This window comes from Echinicola jeungdonensis, from assembly GCF_030409905.1.
In the GTDB taxonomy this organism is placed as follows: Bacteria; Bacteroidota; Bacteroidia; order Cytophagales; family Cyclobacteriaceae; genus Echinicola; species Echinicola jeungdonensis.
The window spans coordinates 27,593-45,316 of the sequence record NZ_JAUFQT010000002.1; the positions used below are offsets into that span (position 1 = coordinate 27,593).

The 17,724-nt window shown below is 37.4% G+C and carries 9 protein-coding genes and 2 pseudogenes; all 11 read left to right on the forward strand.

The window, feature by feature from the left end; all coding sequences use genetic code 11:
• The first annotated feature begins 431 nt into the window (after nucleotides 1-431).
• On the forward strand, nucleotides 432-1,823 hold the full coding sequence (locus QWY93_RS13605; protein WP_290248890.1) for a sugar porter family MFS transporter: 1,392 nt from the start codon (nucleotides 432-434) through the stop codon (nucleotides 1,821-1,823).
• A 6-nt stretch (nucleotides 1,824-1,829) separates the two neighbouring features.
• Complete coding sequence (locus QWY93_RS13610) at nucleotides 1,830-5,168, forward strand: tetratricopeptide repeat protein (RefSeq protein ID WP_290248891.1); 3,339 nt, start codon at nucleotides 1,830-1,832, stop codon at nucleotides 5,166-5,168.
• A 279-nt stretch (nucleotides 5,169-5,447) separates the two neighbouring features.
• A pseudogene (locus tag QWY93_RS13615) lies at nucleotides 5,448-8,156 on the forward strand (DUF8487 domain-containing protein).
• Nucleotides 8,157-8,244: 88 nt separating this feature from the next.
• Nucleotides 8,245-10,224, forward strand: coding sequence for a glycoside hydrolase family 2 protein (locus tag QWY93_RS13620; protein ID WP_290248894.1), 1,980 nt, complete (start codon nucleotides 8,245-8,247; stop codon nucleotides 10,222-10,224).
• A gap of 9 nt (nucleotides 10,225-10,233) precedes the next feature.
• Nucleotides 10,234-12,573: a GH92 family glycosyl hydrolase gene (locus QWY93_RS13625; protein WP_290248895.1), complete on the forward strand. Its 2,340-nt coding sequence runs from the start codon at nucleotides 10,234-10,236 to the stop codon at nucleotides 12,571-12,573.
• Between the two features lie 120 nt (nucleotides 12,574-12,693).
• Nucleotides 12,694-12,798: pseudogene (locus tag QWY93_RS13630) on the forward strand (AraC family transcriptional regulator); the annotation flags it as partial.
• A gap of 262 nt (nucleotides 12,799-13,060) precedes the next feature.
• Nucleotides 13,061-13,582, forward strand: coding sequence for a hypothetical protein (locus QWY93_RS13635; RefSeq protein WP_290248896.1), 522 nt, complete (start codon nucleotides 13,061-13,063; stop codon nucleotides 13,580-13,582).
• 14 nt (nucleotides 13,583-13,596) lie between these two features.
• Nucleotides 13,597-13,866: a glycoside hydrolase family 2 TIM barrel-domain containing protein gene (locus QWY93_RS13640; RefSeq protein WP_290248897.1), complete on the forward strand. Its 270-nt coding sequence runs from the start codon at nucleotides 13,597-13,599 to the stop codon at nucleotides 13,864-13,866.
• 48 nt (nucleotides 13,867-13,914) lie between these two features.
• Nucleotides 13,915-14,307, forward strand: a complete 393-nt coding sequence (locus tag QWY93_RS13645; RefSeq protein WP_290248899.1) for a hypothetical protein — start codon at nucleotides 13,915-13,917, stop codon at nucleotides 14,305-14,307.
• Nucleotides 14,308-14,720: 413 nt separating this feature from the next.
• Complete coding sequence (locus tag QWY93_RS13650; RefSeq protein ID WP_290248900.1) at nucleotides 14,721-16,469, forward strand: hypothetical protein; 1,749 nt, start codon at nucleotides 14,721-14,723, stop codon at nucleotides 16,467-16,469.
• Nucleotides 16,459-17,679 (forward strand): radical SAM protein, encoded by a 1,221-nt coding sequence (locus QWY93_RS13655; RefSeq protein ID WP_290248901.1) that lies wholly within the window; start codon nucleotides 16,459-16,461, stop codon nucleotides 17,677-17,679. The genes QWY93_RS13650 and QWY93_RS13655 overlap by 11 nt, the downstream gene beginning before the upstream one ends.
• Nucleotides 17,680-17,724 lie beyond the last annotated feature (45 nt).

Consider the following 17,724-nt stretch of genomic DNA (forward strand, 5'->3'; position numbering starts at 1 on the left):
AAACTGCCCAAACTCTCAATATGAATCTTCGATACCTTTTGAAATAATTTATGCTGCTTTATGCTCTGATTTAATTAACCAACTGCGGAAATAAGAGTGCCGATAAAAATAGTGAGTTTACAGAAACTCTTTTTAAAAAGGTGCCTGAAGATTCCACTATGATTTTTTTAATAATAAAATCATAGAAAATGATTCTTTTAATATGGTAGACTTCTTTTATGTCTACAATGGAGGTGGAGTAGCTATTGGAGATTTCCGGCTTTTATATAACAGATGAGAAACGTGACCTGGAAAAACAACTGGTAAAAGGTAGTGTAGTGAGAATACCTTCCAGATCGGTTGTGACCATCGTGGGAGATATGTGACTAAAGGGCTTTTCTTTTTGAAAGACTGATTAAGAGGAGAAAAGAATAAAATTTCAAGATTATATCATGAGTAATATAAAATATAATTTGCCCTATTTATTGGCGCTAGCCTTCACCTCGGCAATGGGAGGCCTGTTATTTGGTTATGATTGGGTGGTAATAGGGGGAGCCAAACCATTTTATGAACTGTTTTTTGATATCAATCATTCGCCCAAATTACAAGGATGGGCAATGAGCAGTGCTTTAGTAGGCTGTATTCTGGGTGCAGTGACATCAGGAACCTTTTCCGATAAATATGGCAGGAAGATACCAATGATATGGGCCGCAGCTTTATTCATTATCTCGGCTTTTGGAAGTGGGTATGCAAATGATTTTTATTGGTTCATCATTTTCCGGTTAATAGGTGGCGTGGGTATTGGCTTGGCATCAACGCTATCCCCCATGTATATCGCAGAATTGGCCCCCGCAGAACTTAGAGGAAGGTTTGTTGCCATTAACCAACTGACCATTGTAATCGGTATTTTGGCCGCACAAATCATCAACTTTTTAATTGCAGAACCAGTTCCCTTGGGAATTTCCAATCAGGAATTGGCAGCTTCCTGGAATGGTACCATCGGTTGGCGATGGATGTTTTGGGCTGAGATGGTTCCTGCAATAGCCTTTTTTGTTTTAATGTTTGTTGTGCCAAAAAGTCCAAGATTCTTATTGAAAATCGGAGACTTAAAGGCCGCCTCAAGAGTTTTAACCAAGGTCGGTGGAGAGGCCTATGCACTACAGGAAGTGAAAAATATTAAGAGCACTCTCCAGGAAAATAATGACAGGGTGCATTTCAAGGAATTAAATGAACCAAAAATAAAACCCATTGTCTTCTTGGGCGTGGTATTGGCCATTTTCCAACAATGGTGCGGCATAAATGTCATTTTTAACTATGCAGAGGAAATTTTTAGTAGTGCAGGGTATAGTGTTGGAGATATGCTTTTCAATATTGTCATCACCGGAAGCGTCAACTTGGTGTTTACCCTTGTTGCCATGAAAACAGTGGACAAATGGGGCAGGAAGAAGTTGATGCTGTTTGGTTCAGGAGGCTTGTCTATCATCTATTTCGTCTTGGGATTAAGTTATTTTCAGGGTTGGACAGGTTTGCCGATACTTATTTTGGTCGTGGTGTCAATTGCCACCTATGCAATGTCACTTGCCCCTATAACTTGGGTGGTATTGTCTGAAATATTTCCAAACCGGGTGAGGGGATTGGCAATGTCTCTGGCCACTTTCAGCCTTTGGGTAGCTTCATTTACCCTGGCTTTTTCCTTCCCCATTTTAAACAGTGAATTAGGGGCGTATGGTACATTTTGGGTGTACTGTGTGATTAGCATAATGGGCTTTGTTTTTATAAAAATGAAGTTACCTGAAACCAAAGGAAAAACATTGGAAGATATTGAATTGGAGTTCTTAAAATAATAGAATATGAAAAATTTTGAAACCGTAAAAGCATGGGAGGAGAAGGTAATTATTCCGACTTACGAAGTAAGTGAAGCGGAAAAGTACCCCATCTTTTTAGAAAAAAGGGTTTATCAGGGAAGCAGTGGGGCGGTTTACCCTCATCCGGTAATTGAAAAAATTAGCGATGAAAAAATCGATAAAGAATGGGATGTCATTTTCCTGGAAAACCAGTACCTCAAGATCATGGTACTACCTGCTTTGGGTGGTCGTATCCAAATGGCCTATGATAAGGTAAAGGAACGCCATTTTGTTTATTACAATGAGGTCATTAAACCTGCATTGGTAGGACTGACTGGGCCATGGATCTCAGGAGGAATAGAATTTAACTGGCCACAGCACCACAGGCCGAGTACCTATGACCCAGTGGATGCTACCATTGAGGAAAATCAAGATGGAAGTGTGACTGTTTGGGTTAGTGAATTAGAGAGAATGTTTCGGACAAAGGGAATGGCCGGATTTACGCTCCATCCTGACAAAGCTTATTTAGAAATAAAAGGTAAACTTTATAATAGGACACCTCATCCCCAGACTTTCTTATGGTGGGCCAATCCGGCAGTAGCTGTTAATGATCATTACCAATCGGTATTTCCAGAGGACGTGAACGCTGTGTTTGACCATGGAAAAAGAGATGTGTCCAGGTTTCCAATTGCGACGGGAACATACTATAAAATGGATTATTCTGCAGGGGTGGATATTTCTAGGTATAAAAATATTCCTGTACCAACTTCTTATATGGCAGTCAATTCAGATTTTGATTTTGTAGGAGGCTATGAGAATGATACGCAGGCAGGTTTGCTGCATATTGCTGACCACCATGTGTCCCCGGGAAAAAAACAATGGACTTGGGGAAATGGGGACTTTGGTCAGGCATGGGATAGAAATTTGACCGATCGAAATGGACCCTATATCGAACTGATGTGTGGAGTTTATACTGACAATCAACCTGACTTTTCTTGGATACAACCTTACGAGGAACGTAATTTTACGCAATATTTTATGCCGTACCAACAAGTTGGGGTAGTGAAAAATGCTACTAAAGATGCCATGGTCAATGTAACCCTTCAGGATGGAAAATGCAAGGTAGTGGTTTATGCCACAGGAAACTTTGCCAATAGTAGCGTTATTCTTACAGCGGATGGAAAGAAAGTATTGGACGAAAATTTTGATTTCAGCCCTGCAAATGTTTTCAGCCAAACCATTGAACTGGGAAGCCTTCCTGAGGGTTCACAATTGGAGGTTTTGGATGAAAAGGGCCATAGCCTGGTGACTTGGCAACAAAAATCCGATGAATTAAAACCAGTACCTGAGGCAGCAAAGTCGGTCAAAGATCCCGAAGATATCTTGACCAATGAGGAATTGTATCTGACCGGATTGCATATTGAACAATACAGGCATGCCACCTACAGTCCTGTCCCATATTACAGTGAGGCAATTAAAAGGGATAGTGGGGATGTTAGAAGCAATAACGCTATGGGCTTGTATCTGTTGAAAAGTGGCAAGTTTGAAGAGGCTGAAAAATATTTTCAGACAGCAATTGATACTTTGACAAAATACAATCCAAACCCCTATGATGGTGAACCTTACTTTAATAAAGGGGTAGCATTAAAGTTACAGGGTAAATTAGAGGAAGCTTACAATGCCTTTTTTAAATCTAGTTGGAATGCAGCTTGGCAAGATGCAGGTTATTTTAATTTGGCCCAAATTGACACGGGTCGAGGAGATTTAGTGAAAGCCCTGGATTTGGTGGACAAATCTCTTATTCGAAATTGGCATAATCACAAAGCAAGACACCTGAAAACCGCTATTTTGCGGAAATTAGGAAATGTTGAAGAAGCAAAAACGCTAATTGATGACTCCCTAAAAATTGACAAGTTCAATTTTGGGGTACTATTTGAAAAATATCTGATTGGTAAAAGGGAAGAAGACAAAAAATACTTAGAAGGTCTGATTAGGGATTATGCTCATAATTACCTTGAATATGCCTTGGATTATGCTCAAGCGGGACTCTATGAGGAAGCGATTCATTTATTGGATCTTTATACCGATAACAAAAATGAGGTGTATCCCATAGTATTTTATGCAAAGGGCTATTTTTATGGACAATTGGGGGATAAAGATCAAGCAAACAAATATTATAGATTTGCTGCAAAAGAATCCTCAGATTACTGTTTCCCCAACCGGTTGGAAGAAGTGGTTATCTTGAAGGCAGCCATTGAGGCAATACCAGATGATGATAAAGGGCTATATTATTTAGGTGATTTTTGGTTGGCCAAAAAACAATATGCAGATGCCAGAGATTGTTGGGAAAAAGCATTGGAGATAAATAAGAAATCTCCTTATGTATTGAGAAACCTTGCGCTGATATACTTTAATAAACTGGAAAGAAAGGAAAAAGCCCGCGAATTTTTGGAAAGAGCTTTTGAATTGGATCCTTGTCCAAGACTGATGATGGAATTAGATCAGCTCTATAAAAAAATAAATGTTGATCCATCTCAACGTAAGGCCTTCCTTGAAAAACATAAGGATCTGGTTTCCTCCAGGGATGATGTGTATTTGGAATATATTACGCTTTTGAATATGGATGGACAGCATAAATATGCTTTAGAAATGTTGTTGCAGCGGCAGTTCCATCCATGGGAAGGTGGAGAAGGAAAGGTTCCTGCCCAATACGTTTTGTCAAACGTGGAATTGGCCAAAGAAGCGCTGAGTCAAGGAGAATTTAAAACTGCAATATCGCATCTGGAAGCGGCACAGGTTTATCCACATAACCTAGGAGAAGGAAAACTTTATGGTGCACAGGAAAATGATGTGTTCTATTGGTTAGGGTGTGCTTATGAAGGCTTGGGAGAACTTGAAAAGGCAAGGGAAGCCTGGAGTTATGCTTCTCAAGGCCTAAGTGACCCTAGTCAAGCTATGTACTATAATGACCAACAGCCTGATAAAATCTTCTACCAGGGACTATCTCTATTGAAATTAGGAGAGGAAAATTCCGCCCTTTCAAGGTTCAATAAACTAATCGATTATGGAGAAACGCATATTTTTGATGACATCAAAATCGATTACTTTGCTGTTTCCCTCCCTGATCTTTTGATATGGGATGAAGACCTTAATGTACGAAACCGAATTCACTGTAACTACTTGATAGGTTTGGGGAATTTGGGCAAAGCTGAATGGGAAAAAGCCCAATCTTCCTTTCAAAATGCGAAAAAAATGGATGCTTACCACTTAGGTGTCCATATGCATCAGGAATTGTTGGTCAAGCATCAGGGAACAGCCTCAATTGAAAGCGTTAAGGTTAATTGAACCTCAGGATCATTTCACCTTAAATGATAAAAGGGGTTGCCTTTCGATAACATTTAACCATGCCGCCGTAATTGCCTGAAAAGAGGAGATTCCAATTAAAAACCTTAAGGATTCATCATAAGGGACGCATTGTTCAGGTGTTCCTTTATTATGGTCCTTGAATAATTAATAATTATCCAGCCTGTTCTGATACGGGTAAGATAAAGCAATAAACAGACTGAATTCATGGAAAATAACCATTCTAATAATCTAATTAAAATTGTATTGGCTCTTTGGCTTATGACTTTATGGTCCTGTAAATCATATTCACAACAAATATCTTTGGCCGGGGAATGGAAGGTGATATTGGATTCACTAAATCAAGGGGAGCAAAACCAGTGGTTTAATGAGATGAAACAGGGCACAAAAATTGACCTGCCTGGAACTTTGGACATGGCAGGAATAGGGGAGTTGAATGATAGGCAGCCAGCATTGGACAATTATGTTCTTTCTCACCTGACTCGTAAAACCGAATATACTGGAAAAGCCTGGTACCAAAAAGAGATAGAGATTCCCGCAGACTGGTTGGAGAAACCACTGCAGATGGAATTGGAAAGGGTCATGTGGGAGTCAAAGGTTTGGATCAACTGGCAACTGTTGGGAAGGAAGGAAAGTTTAGTAGGGCCTCACCGTTATTTGGTTATCGATCAGCTAAAAGAAGGGAAGAACCTGATAACCATTTGTGTGGATAATGGAAATAAATACCCTAATATTAACATAGCCGGTTCCAAATACCCTAATCCAGCCTCAAAAGATATGGCACATGGATATACTAACCATACCCAAATAAAATGGAACGGTATTCTTGGAGACATTTCAATCCAACCTATTAGTAATAAAATTCTTAAAGTCCTTCAGGTTTATCCAAATCCCGAAGAAGGAATTTTGAATGTCAAGTTAAATAAAGACGGAATAATTTCCAATCCGCTATCAGTTACAATTGTGGATCAAGAAGGAAATTCTATCATTTCAGAAGCTATCTCAGACTATACCGAAGAGAAAAATGTGGTGAAATTTCAATTTTCCGTAAAAGAATTAGAAGTTTGGGACGAATTTAACCCACAATTATACACCATCGAAGTTAATAGTGAAGGTGAAAAAGTCACCAAAACATTCGGAAATCGAAGCTTAGGTCATAAAAATGGTGAACTTACCCTAAATGGCCATCGTATATTTTTACGTGGAAATTTAGAGTGCGTTATTTTCCCACTAACCGGGCGCCCCCCTATGCAAAAAGAAGAGTGGCTAAGGCTGTATCAAAAGGCTAAGGATTATGGCTTAAATCATTTTAGGTTTCACTCCTGGTGTCCTCCGGAGGCTGCATTTGTGGCAGCCGATGAGATTGGAATGTACCTTCAAGTAGAGTTACCCCATTGGAGTTTAAAAGTAGGTGAAGACCAGAAGACATTTCAGTTCTTAGAAAATGAAGCAAATAAAATCATTGCTGATTATGGCCAACATCCTTCATTCATTTTTATGTCTATGGGGAATGAACTGGAAGGTAATTTTGGGATGCTTAATGACTTGGTTTCTGAATTAAAAGAAAAAGATAGTAGGCATCTTTATGCCACTACGACCTTTTCGTTTCAAAAGCCTGTGGGAACCCGTCCTGAACCTCAAGATGAGTTTTTTGCTACCCAGTGGACCGATAAAGGTTGGATTCGCGGGCAAGGGGTATTCAACGAGTTTAGTCCTAATTTTAAAACCGATTACTCGGCCAATAGTAAGCAGGTTGAAATCCCATTGATCTCCCATGAAATTGGGCAGTATTCTGTTTACCCGGATATCAATGAAATTGAAAAATATACCGGGGTATTACAGCCACTAAATTTTATAGCGGTAAAGAACGATCTTGAGAATAAAAACCTGCTTTCTCTTGCTCCAGATTTGACTGAAGCCTCAGGGAAATTAGCAGCTATGCTTTACAAAGAAGAAATTGAAAGAGCACTAAAAACACCTTCTTTTGATGGTTTTCAGTTGCTACAATTGCAAGACTTTCCCGGTCAGGGAACAGCTTTGGTTGGACTTTTAAATGCCTTTTGGGAATCTAAAGGAGCTATCAGTGCAGAAGAATTCAGCAAATTTAATAGCCCACTTACTCCTCTTGCTAGGTTTGAAAAAGCTATATACAAGAGCGGAGAAAACTTTATTGCAACTTTTGAAATTTCCAATTTTTATAAAGAATTAAAAGATCAGAAACTTGTAGTGAGTCTTACAAATAGTACAGGCGCACCTATCACTGAAGAAGTTATCGAAAATATTGATCTTTCAATTGGAAACAACACTTCTTTAGGAAATCTAGAAGTTCCTGTAAAAGTAGATACTGCTGATGTTTGGGAACTTAAAATTAAAGTTGAAGGAACAGATTTTGAAAATAGCTGGCCGGTTTGGGTATATCCTGCTACGAGTATCAAGCCAAACCGTGAAGTCCATATTACAACCTCTTTTGCGGAAGCCGATCAACTTTTAAAGGAAGGAAAAAAGGTATTATTAAATCCTGATCTAGAAGATCTAAATGGAGTAGAAGGACGCTTTGTACCAGTATTTTGGAGTCCGGTCCATTTTCCAGATCAGCCTGGTACGATGGGACTTTTAATTGATAAAGATCATAAGGCTCTTGCGGATTTTCCAACAAAAGAATATACACAGTGGCAATGGTGGGATCTGTGTATACATTCAAAATCATTAATTCTGGATGAGCTTTCCATTAAACCTATTGTTCGTGTTATAGACAATTTTGTAACCAACCAAAGTATGGGTAACCTTTTTGAAGCCAAAGTTGGTAATGGAAAATTAATTGTTGCAGCAATAGACCTTTAACGTGATCTAAGCAACAGACCGGCTGCTCAACAAATGCTTAACAGTTTATTAAGTTATATGAATTCAGATACGTTCAATCCAGAACAGAAGTTAAACTTTGAGAGCTTAAAAACAAGTTTAAAAAAATAAAATATTATGACAAATTAGGAAGTCGTTTTTGTCAATTAAAAACTGAAAAATATATAGTACAAATTTTAAACTCAATAAAATTAAGATTATGAAAAATATATTATTAATACTTATCCTCCTTTGTGCAAGCACAACAATATATGCCCAGAATCAGTCTCAAAATTCCTTATCTCTTGATGGAGAATGGTCTTTTATAATTGACTCAACAGCACAGGGCATTAACAAAAACTGGCATAAAGAATTGCCTGCCGCTGCTACCCAGGTTAAGGTGCCACATACGTGGAATACCAATGATGCTACAGCTGATTATGCAGGTTTAGCTTGGTATCAGAAAAAGATTTCTATCCCTGATAATTGGGAAAACAAAACCATTCGTATACAATTTGAAGCAGTTTATCACGATGCTACTGTTTATGTGAATGGTCAAGAAGTAGGCAAAAATTTAAATGCAGGATATACTCCTTTTTCCTTTGATATCACAGACTATTTAAAAACCAATCAAAGCAATACTTTAGTTGTTGCTGTAGATAACTCGTACTCAGACAAAAATCTACCCTATCTGAAAGCATTCGACTGGACCAATGATGGTGGCATTATTCGCTCTGTTGCTCTAGAAACTTCAGGAAAGTATACAATACGCTATGTACATGTTAAACCTGAACTAAACTTAAGGGACAGTACAGGCACCGTAAAGGTAGAAGTTAAACTTTTTGGGAAAAATAATAAGACACTAAATTTTAACTTTAGCTATAAAGACAAACAAAGCGGCAAATCAATTGCTACGGAAAAAATTGAAATTGAGCCAGTTAATGGTATTTATACAACCAATTTTGATCTGGGTGAAATATCACCTTGGCATTTTGACGCTCCTAACCTCTATGAACTTGAAACATCTATAACTGCTAAAGACGAAGTTTCTGATACAGATCTTGCAGTATTCGGCTTTAAAAAAGTAGAAATAAAGGGAGAAAAACTTTACCTCAATGGGGAAGCTGTTAGACTCCCAGGTATTGAATACATGCCAGGCAGTAACCCCAAATATGGAATCGCAGAGCCAAAATCGTACATGGATTCAATAGTGAGATCTATGAAAGAATTAAATGTGGTTATTACCCGTTTTCACTGGCAACAGGATGATTATATGATAAGTCTTATGGACAAGTATGGCATTCTTGTACAAGAAGAATTGCCATGGTGGCAAAAGCCCGCGAGTCTTACTCCAGAGTTAGTAAAAACAGCAAAAAAACAACTTACTGACAATATAGAGTCCCATTACAACCACCCGAGCATCTTTTCCTGGGGAATTAGTAATGAAATAAACGGTTCTACCGATGATACTCAATATAGAAATTTACGTGATTATGTAAAAGATTTAGATGCTACTCGCTTTGTTACTATAGTTTCAAACCGAATTTGGCAGAAGAAGCAAGATGATCCTATGCTTTTAGGGGATATGGCTACATGGAATGAATACATTGGTACCTGGCATGGTAATGATCGTAATGAGTTACCAGGAAAATTAGACACGGTAAAACGTGCTATTGGTAACCAACCTTTACTTATTACAGAAAATGGACTTTGCGAACCGGCAATGACAGGTGGTGATGCACGAAGAATTGACGATATGATATTTCACATTAAGGAATGGAGCTCTCACCCCTGGATAATGGGATACATTTATTTCAGTTTAAACGATTATCGTACGCAAATGGGAGAAGAAGGTTTTGGTAAATATAAAATCCGTCGTCACGGCATTACTGATATTTCTCTAAATAGAAAACCTTCCTTTTCAGTATTAAAGCAATTAGCTTCTCCTATAAATATCACCAAAGTACAACGTGAAACAGACACTTCTGCCGCGATTGCTTTAGAGGTTAAAGCGAGTATTCCGTCTTACACATTGCGTGGTTATATATTAGAGTATAAAAACAGTGAAAGAAAATTAATCACCATTGAGCTTCCAGATTTAGCACCAGGAGATACATATGATACAATTTTGGAAAATATAAATCCACAATTTCAATTCAAAGTACTTAGGCCAACCGGTTTTATAGTTGCTCAATATTAAATTAATAATATGACTTACAACAGATACTTCAATATAAATATTAGTGTAATCAATAATCTTTTTGTTCTGGTTTTTGTTTTCTTTAGCCTACATTCCTGTAAAATAAAGGACAACAAAGAAGAATCTGTTTCAAAAGAAGAAACTGATTATACTGCAAAGGTTTATCCTCATTTAGATACAAAAAATTCAAGATGGTTCTACTTCTCCTCTGCAAGTAGACCATTTGGAATGGTAAACCTGAGTCCTGACACTCAAATTAGTGGTGCCTGGGGCAGTGGCTATCGATATGATACCGATACAATAAAAGGTTTTAGTCACGTTCATGCCTGGCAATTATCGGGTATTTCCGTTATGCCCGTTACTTTTTCAGAAGAAAACAAGTCTAATATTTACACAGATTTTTATTCTCACTTTAGTCACGAAACCGAAGAAGTCTCTCCTGGATTTCACAAGCTCTCACTTTCGAGATTTAATATCGATGTTACTTTGACAAGCACAACACGTGTAGGTTTTTCAAAATATACCTTTTTATCAAACCGTAATAAAGGTATATTATTTAACCTGAACACCATGTTAGGACCTAGCAGTAATGCCGAAGGGAGCTTAAAACAGCTTGATAAGAAAACCTTTCAAGGATCAATTATTGCAACTCCCACGCAAAGAAGGCCAAAACCAACTAAAATATATTTTTATGTAAGTCTTAACGAACCAATAACTTCATTAAATAAAGATTCAGAGACAGGGAATGCACTGCTTACATTTTCAGACCAAACCAAAGAGTTGAAGATGAAAATAGGTCTCTCTTATACTTCAGCTGAAAATGCGAAAAACAATTTGGAAGCTGAATTACCAGAGTGGGATTTTGAACAAATAGTAAAAAATTCAAAACAGCAATGGAATAATCTGCTGGGCAGAATAGAGGTTACAGGTAGTACGCCTAAAGCACAGTGTAGATTCTATACAGATTTATGGCATGCCCTCCAAGGACGGAGAATTATCAGCGATCACAATGGACAATATCCTGATAACACAGGAGAATCATTCAGGATTAAACAAATTCCGCTTGATGCAAACGGAAATCCACAATTCAATCATTACAATTCAGATTCATTTTGGGGTGCTCAATGGACTATAAATACTTTGTGGGGGCTCGTTTATCCCGAAATTATGCAGGAATTTTCTTTGTCTTTAATGCAATATTATAAAGATGGAGGCCTGGTTCCACGTGGACCTTCGGGTGGTAATTATACTTATGTGATGACGGGAGCTACTTCAACTCCATTTATCGTTAGTGCTATACAAAAAGGTATCATTAATGAGAATATTGATTCAATTTATGTGGCTCTCAAAAAGAATCATATGCCAGGTGGAATTATGACTAAAGCAGGGTATGAGCACAATACTAGTAAAGGCGGTGGTTTATCTTATTATATAAAGAAAGGTTATGTACCCTATCCCTTACCCGATGGAGATTTTGGTTTACATCAGGATGGAGCAGGTTTAACTTTAGAATATGCCTATCAAGATTGGACATTAGCTCAACTTGCAAAAAAATTAAATTTGAAGGAGGATGAAACTTATTTCCTAAAACGGGCTAAAAATTACAAAGAAGTTTTTAATCCTAAATTAGGTTGGATGCAGCCCAAAGATATTTCAGGAAACTGGTTAGAAAATTTTGACCCTTATGAGGATGAAATAGGTTTTGTTGAAGCAAACGCTGCACAATCAACCTGGTTTGTACCGCACGATTTAGAAGGTTTAGCAACTCTTATGGGAGGTAAAGAGAAGGCTGCGAAAAAACTCCACACTCAGTTTAACGAAGCAGAAAAAATAGGCTTTACATCTGGAGACTCTCACGAAGTCGAATTACACCCGGAATTTAATAGAATACCTATTAATTATGGAAACCAACCCTCTATCCAGACCGCATTTATATTTGAGAAATTGGACCGTCCAGATCTTACCCAATATTGGTCACGTAAAATTATTGACAGTGTATTCTCGGGTCTAAACAAAGATACCGGATATAACGGAGATGAAGATCAAGGACTTATGGGCAGCCTAGCAGTATTAATGAAAATAGGACTATTTCAAATGAACGGTGGAACTGAGGCTAACCCTTCTTACCAAATTGGAAGCCCAATTTTTAATAAAGTTACCATTCATCTAAATCCTGAGTTTTATTCAGGAAAAACCTTCAATATCGTTGCTGAAAATAACACACCAGAAAACTGTTATATAAAGGAAATAAAACTTAATAACAAAATTTTGCCTGTAACAAACCTAAATCATAGTGATATAGTATCTGGCGGCACTTTAAATTTAAAGATGTCTAAGAATCCGAATTAAAATGTTGAATTTTTAATTTTTGCTTAATATTAAAAGAAGTAAAACAGTGATTCAACTAATGGTAATGATGGAGGTCTCCCCCCAATGCAGAATATTAGCAGGACATTTCACCACTTCTCAAGCCAGATCGCTTACGAATTAGGATTTAAGTATCCGCAGCATTTCAACTGCATGTTCAAGAAAAATACGGGGCATACTCTTAATGAGTATAGAAATTTGAATTAAAATTTACTGTCGTCCGACTAAATTACTAAAATGAATATTTAGCCCTCTAATTTTAATTTAGAGGGCTTTTTTGTTTGCCGTGCATGCTAAACTCCAAGCGGGTTTAATTAATGGGAAGATTATTGGAAGACATGAAGGAGGGTTTTTCCCATTTGCCTATGAGGTGATTTACTAAAAGAGAAGGGAAATTACCTTATTGTAGGGATCAACAATACCGGGGAGTCGGATTATGTGCCATCAAAAGTCACCGATTGGTTTAACCATGGAGGGATTTTCCGTGATGTTAAGCTTTTGGAGTTGCACTCAACCTTATATAAGCAAATCTTTTATACCCCTTGATAAGACATCACTTGAATCAAGAGCCAAGCGAATAAATGAGGAAATTTTCTTAGAAGGAAAAGAATTTCCAAAAGGAGCCCGGATAATTATACCAGAATTGGATGTTGATGCCCCATTTGCAATGGGCGATGATGGAGTGGGTAGGTTTTCAGTTTCTTCAAGAAAACTGGAGCTTTGGTCCCCGGACAATCCCAAGCTTTACGATGTAATTGTTAAAGCAGGTGAGGATGAACTGAAAGACCTCATTGGATTTAGAACTATAGAAACCAAGGGGAAAGAAATTTTACCAAATGGAGACCCTATATTTTTAAGAGGTATCTGTTTGCATGACGAAAATCCTTTACGTCAGGATCGGGCCAATACCATTGAGGATGCGGAAATAGTTTTGGGATGGGCCAAGGAATTGAATTGTAATTTTTTGCGGCTAGCGCATTATCCCCATTAGGAAAAATTATACGGTTGGCAGAAACAATGGGAATTTTGTTGTGGGAAGAATTGCCTTTGTATTGGGGAATTGACTGGAATATCCCCCAAGTATTGGAAAAAGCAAAAAACCAGTTTACCGAATTAATCAACCGGGATTACAACAGGGCCAGTTCCATCATTTGGTCCATTGCCAATGAAACTGCACCAACCGAGGCAAGGGATGAGGTTTTAATTGATCTTGCTGAACATGTTCGGTCAATTGACAATACCTGGTTAGTGTCTGCAGCTTATAAAAAAGACTAGGAAGCTGACGGTTACTCGGACAATGTTTATACCTATAATGATCCCATCATGGAGCACCTGGATATCATTAGCTTTAATGAATATTTGGGCTGGTATGGAGGCTTACCGGATGAGTGCAGGGACAAGTCATTTAAGGCAGGAATGGAGAAACCCATTATAGTGAGTGAATTTGGAGGTGGGGCCATCGAAGGTTTTTATGCAGATAGCCTTACCCGGTGGAGCGAAGACTATCAGGAGTATTTATACAAGGAAAGCATTGCCATGTTTGACAAAATTGATGGCTTGGCTGGCATGACACCATGGATACTGGTAGATTTTATGTCCCCCTTACGTCAACTGTCCGGAGTTCAGGATGGCTGGAACCGAAAAGGTTTGATCTCCGAAAAAGGAAGGAAGAAGAAAGCGTTTTTTATTCTTCAGGATTATTATGAGGGGAAGTAATGTATTGGTTTAACCGAAAATTTATATAGGGGTTAAAAGATCTCAAAAAATGAGAATTAACAAAGGCTGCAAAACGCATTTTGCAGCCTTTGTTATTTGTAAATCGTGTTTTTTAGGGGGCATTGGATGGATAAAGATTTATTCCCTTATCGACTTTTTAAATACTTTTTAAATAGAATTAAATGCTGTTTATATTTATTTTTAAGAAATATAAATAGTAAATTAATTACTATTGAAGTATTTTTGTTTAATAGTTTGCTTGTTGTTCGGGATATTATTTTGTTAAAGGTTTGACCTGGTTCAAATCAGGTGGAAATTGCCAATCGGAGAGAAATAAAATAATATTGGTATTGGAAGGATGACAATTTAAGAGCGAGTTAAAGTATTGGTATTATCTGCAAAAAGACTATTCCATGGAAAACTTTTCTGCAAATATTCCCTTAAATGTAATTAGAAAATATAGTAGATTTATCTCATTAATTCTAATTCCTCTATTTTTAAATCTTATTATTATTGGTTGTAGTTATTATAAGGTAACCCAGGTTTCCAATGACCCAGTGGAGATCAGGCAAGCACAAGAACAACTAAAATATTTCATTATCCATCAAGGCGACAATTCATGGCACCTAAAAAACATTAGGTTAAAGGAGGACTCTAAAGAAATGGTAGGGGAGATCGAACCACTGCCTCCTGAACACCAATCCTATTTAAAAACGGATCCAGAAAGAGCAAATCGATATAGGGTCCGAAAAGAATTTCCCTTACATGAAGTCCATGTTTATGTTTCAGAATATGTTAAAGGTGAAAATTCAAAAGTCACAGTCCCCCTTTCTTCGATAAAAAAAATTGAAGTTTATGATAAAGATAAGGGAGCCACTACTTTGTCTTATGTGTTTGGGACAATAGGAGTCATTGTGGGTGCGGTTTTTATCATAGGTCTAATTATTGGATTAACAGGTGGATCTTCCTCCTCTCCTCCTCCTCGCCGCTCTCCTCCCCCTAATACTCCCTCTACTAGTTCTTGTCCATTTATTTACACTTACGATGGGAAAGGGTACAATTTTATTGGTGAAATGTATGGAGGGGCGATTTATTCGTCATTGGAAAGAGATGATTATATGCTGTTGCCTGGTTTGGATACGCACAATGGCAAATATCAATTGAAAATTGCCAATGAATTGTTGGAAAGGCAATATACCAATCTTTCTGAACTCATGGTGGTAGAACATCCAGAAAACACTCAGGTCCTTGCAGATAAAAATGGGCAAATATTTACCATTAATTCCGCCCTTATACCAACAAAAGCAGAATCTTCTAACCATACAAGTTATTTCAATGCCATTTCAAAAAAGGATAGTTCTTTCTATCTATTCGATGAAGAAAATGACATAAATAAAAATCTGAGTAACCTTACACTCACTTTTAAGAAGCCAAAAACAGAAAAAAATGGAAAATTAATTTTGAATGGAAAAAATTCATTATGGCTTGATTTTATTTTTGGAAAGTTTAATGAGCAATTTGGAACGTACTATCCCAAGTTTGCGGAAAAACAAAAAAATGTTCCCGCAAATAAAAACCTGAGGTGGTCGCTTAATCAGGGAATTCCCCTTTCCGTTTATATTGAAACGAAAAAGGGATGGGAGTTCGTTGATTATTTTAATGTTGTAGGCCCACTGGCTTCCCGGGATATGGTAATGGATATTGATTTATCAAATGTTGAAGGGGAGGAAGTTAAGTTGAAACTTGAATGCGGGTTTATGTTTTGGGAGGTTGATTATATAGCCATGGATTATTCTGAAAATACCCTTGTAGATGTATCTTATTTATCTCCAGAAACGGCTATTGACGAAAATGGGAATGACGTATCGGATCTCCTTACCTATTCTGATGAAAAATATTTAGTCCAGCCGGAGGTTGGAAATAAGGTGGTAGTAACCTATCCCACAATTCCTGTTGAAAAGAATAAGAAACAAACTTTATTTTTACACAGTAAAGGGTATTATGAATATATAAGAGACTACAAGAATAAGCCGAATCTTATTCACTTGTATTCTTTTAAGAGAAAAGGGGCGTTTCCATCTTTTTCAAAACAATACTTATACAATTTTGTCGACAGGGAGGTCTTCTTTATCCAGACGTTAAATCAAGGAGATGAAAACTAAAGAAATCGTTCAATCCAAAATACCTGATCCCCGTAATCAGGATGCAAAGATTAAGGCTCAAAAAGTTATTCTTGGCTTTAAAAAAGAACTTGTTGAATTTTTTGTTCGTCTCAGAATTTTAAGAATTGTATTTAGACACTTTCAAAACCCTGTCAAGGTTTTGAAAATTCTGAAAACGCTGGACAGCAACCGAAGAAAGATTTCCGGTCCTGGAAGGGTGAATAAATTTATAAAGATTAACGGAAGATATTTTTGGAATTTATATATCCCTGGGAGCAACTCCCTTGCTTTTGACCGTTTTTTTGAAGCGGAGATTAATAGGATTTCACCCATCCCAGGGAAAACAAACCGCTTTTCAAACATCTTTATTGCGTTTACAAAAAAGTGTCCTTTAAAATGTGAGCATTGTTTTGAATGGGACGTGATTAATAAAAAAGAAAAATTGGGGCTCAATGATATTCAAATGATCATAAAAAAATTCCAGTTGAAAGGAGTGGCGCAATTTCAAATTACTGGTGGGGAACCAATGTTGAGAGTTGATGATATTGTCGAAATGATACAATCTTCCCATAAAGGAACTGACTTTTGGGTCCTCACCTCCGGTTTTAATTTGACCTATGCTAATGCTCAAAAATTAAAACAAGCGGGCCTCACTGGTGTAGTCATTAGTTTGGATCATTTTGATCCGGAAAGTCATAATTTGTTTCGTGGATTTAAAAAATCATACCAATGGGTCGAAGAGGCAGTTAGAAATTCCATTGCTTCAAGCTTAGTAACGGCACTTTCTATTTGTGTCACAAAAACATTTGTGAGTGAATCAAATCTTATGAGATACGCTGAACTTGCAAAAAAATTAGGGGTTTCATTTGTCCAGATTCTTGAGCCAAAGGCGTTAGGGCATTATTCAGGAAAGGATGTTCAGTTGGCCCCAGAACAAGAAAAAATATTAGAAGAATTTTATTTAAAAATGAATTTTGATAAGAGGTTTAGGGATTTTCCGATTATCACTTATCATGGATATTATCAAAGGAGAGTTGGGTGTTTTGGTGCCGGAAACAGACATTTATATATCGATACTGATGGGGATCTTCACCCTTGCCCTTTTTGCTTTTCTAAAACGGGAAATGCTCTTGACGGATCACTGGATGATTCCATAGCGGAATTGCAAGCGAAAGGATGTCATTCATTCAATGATTCCAATATTAGATAAGTGGAAAAGAGAACCTGGAAAATTCGAATTCGAAAATCATTTTAT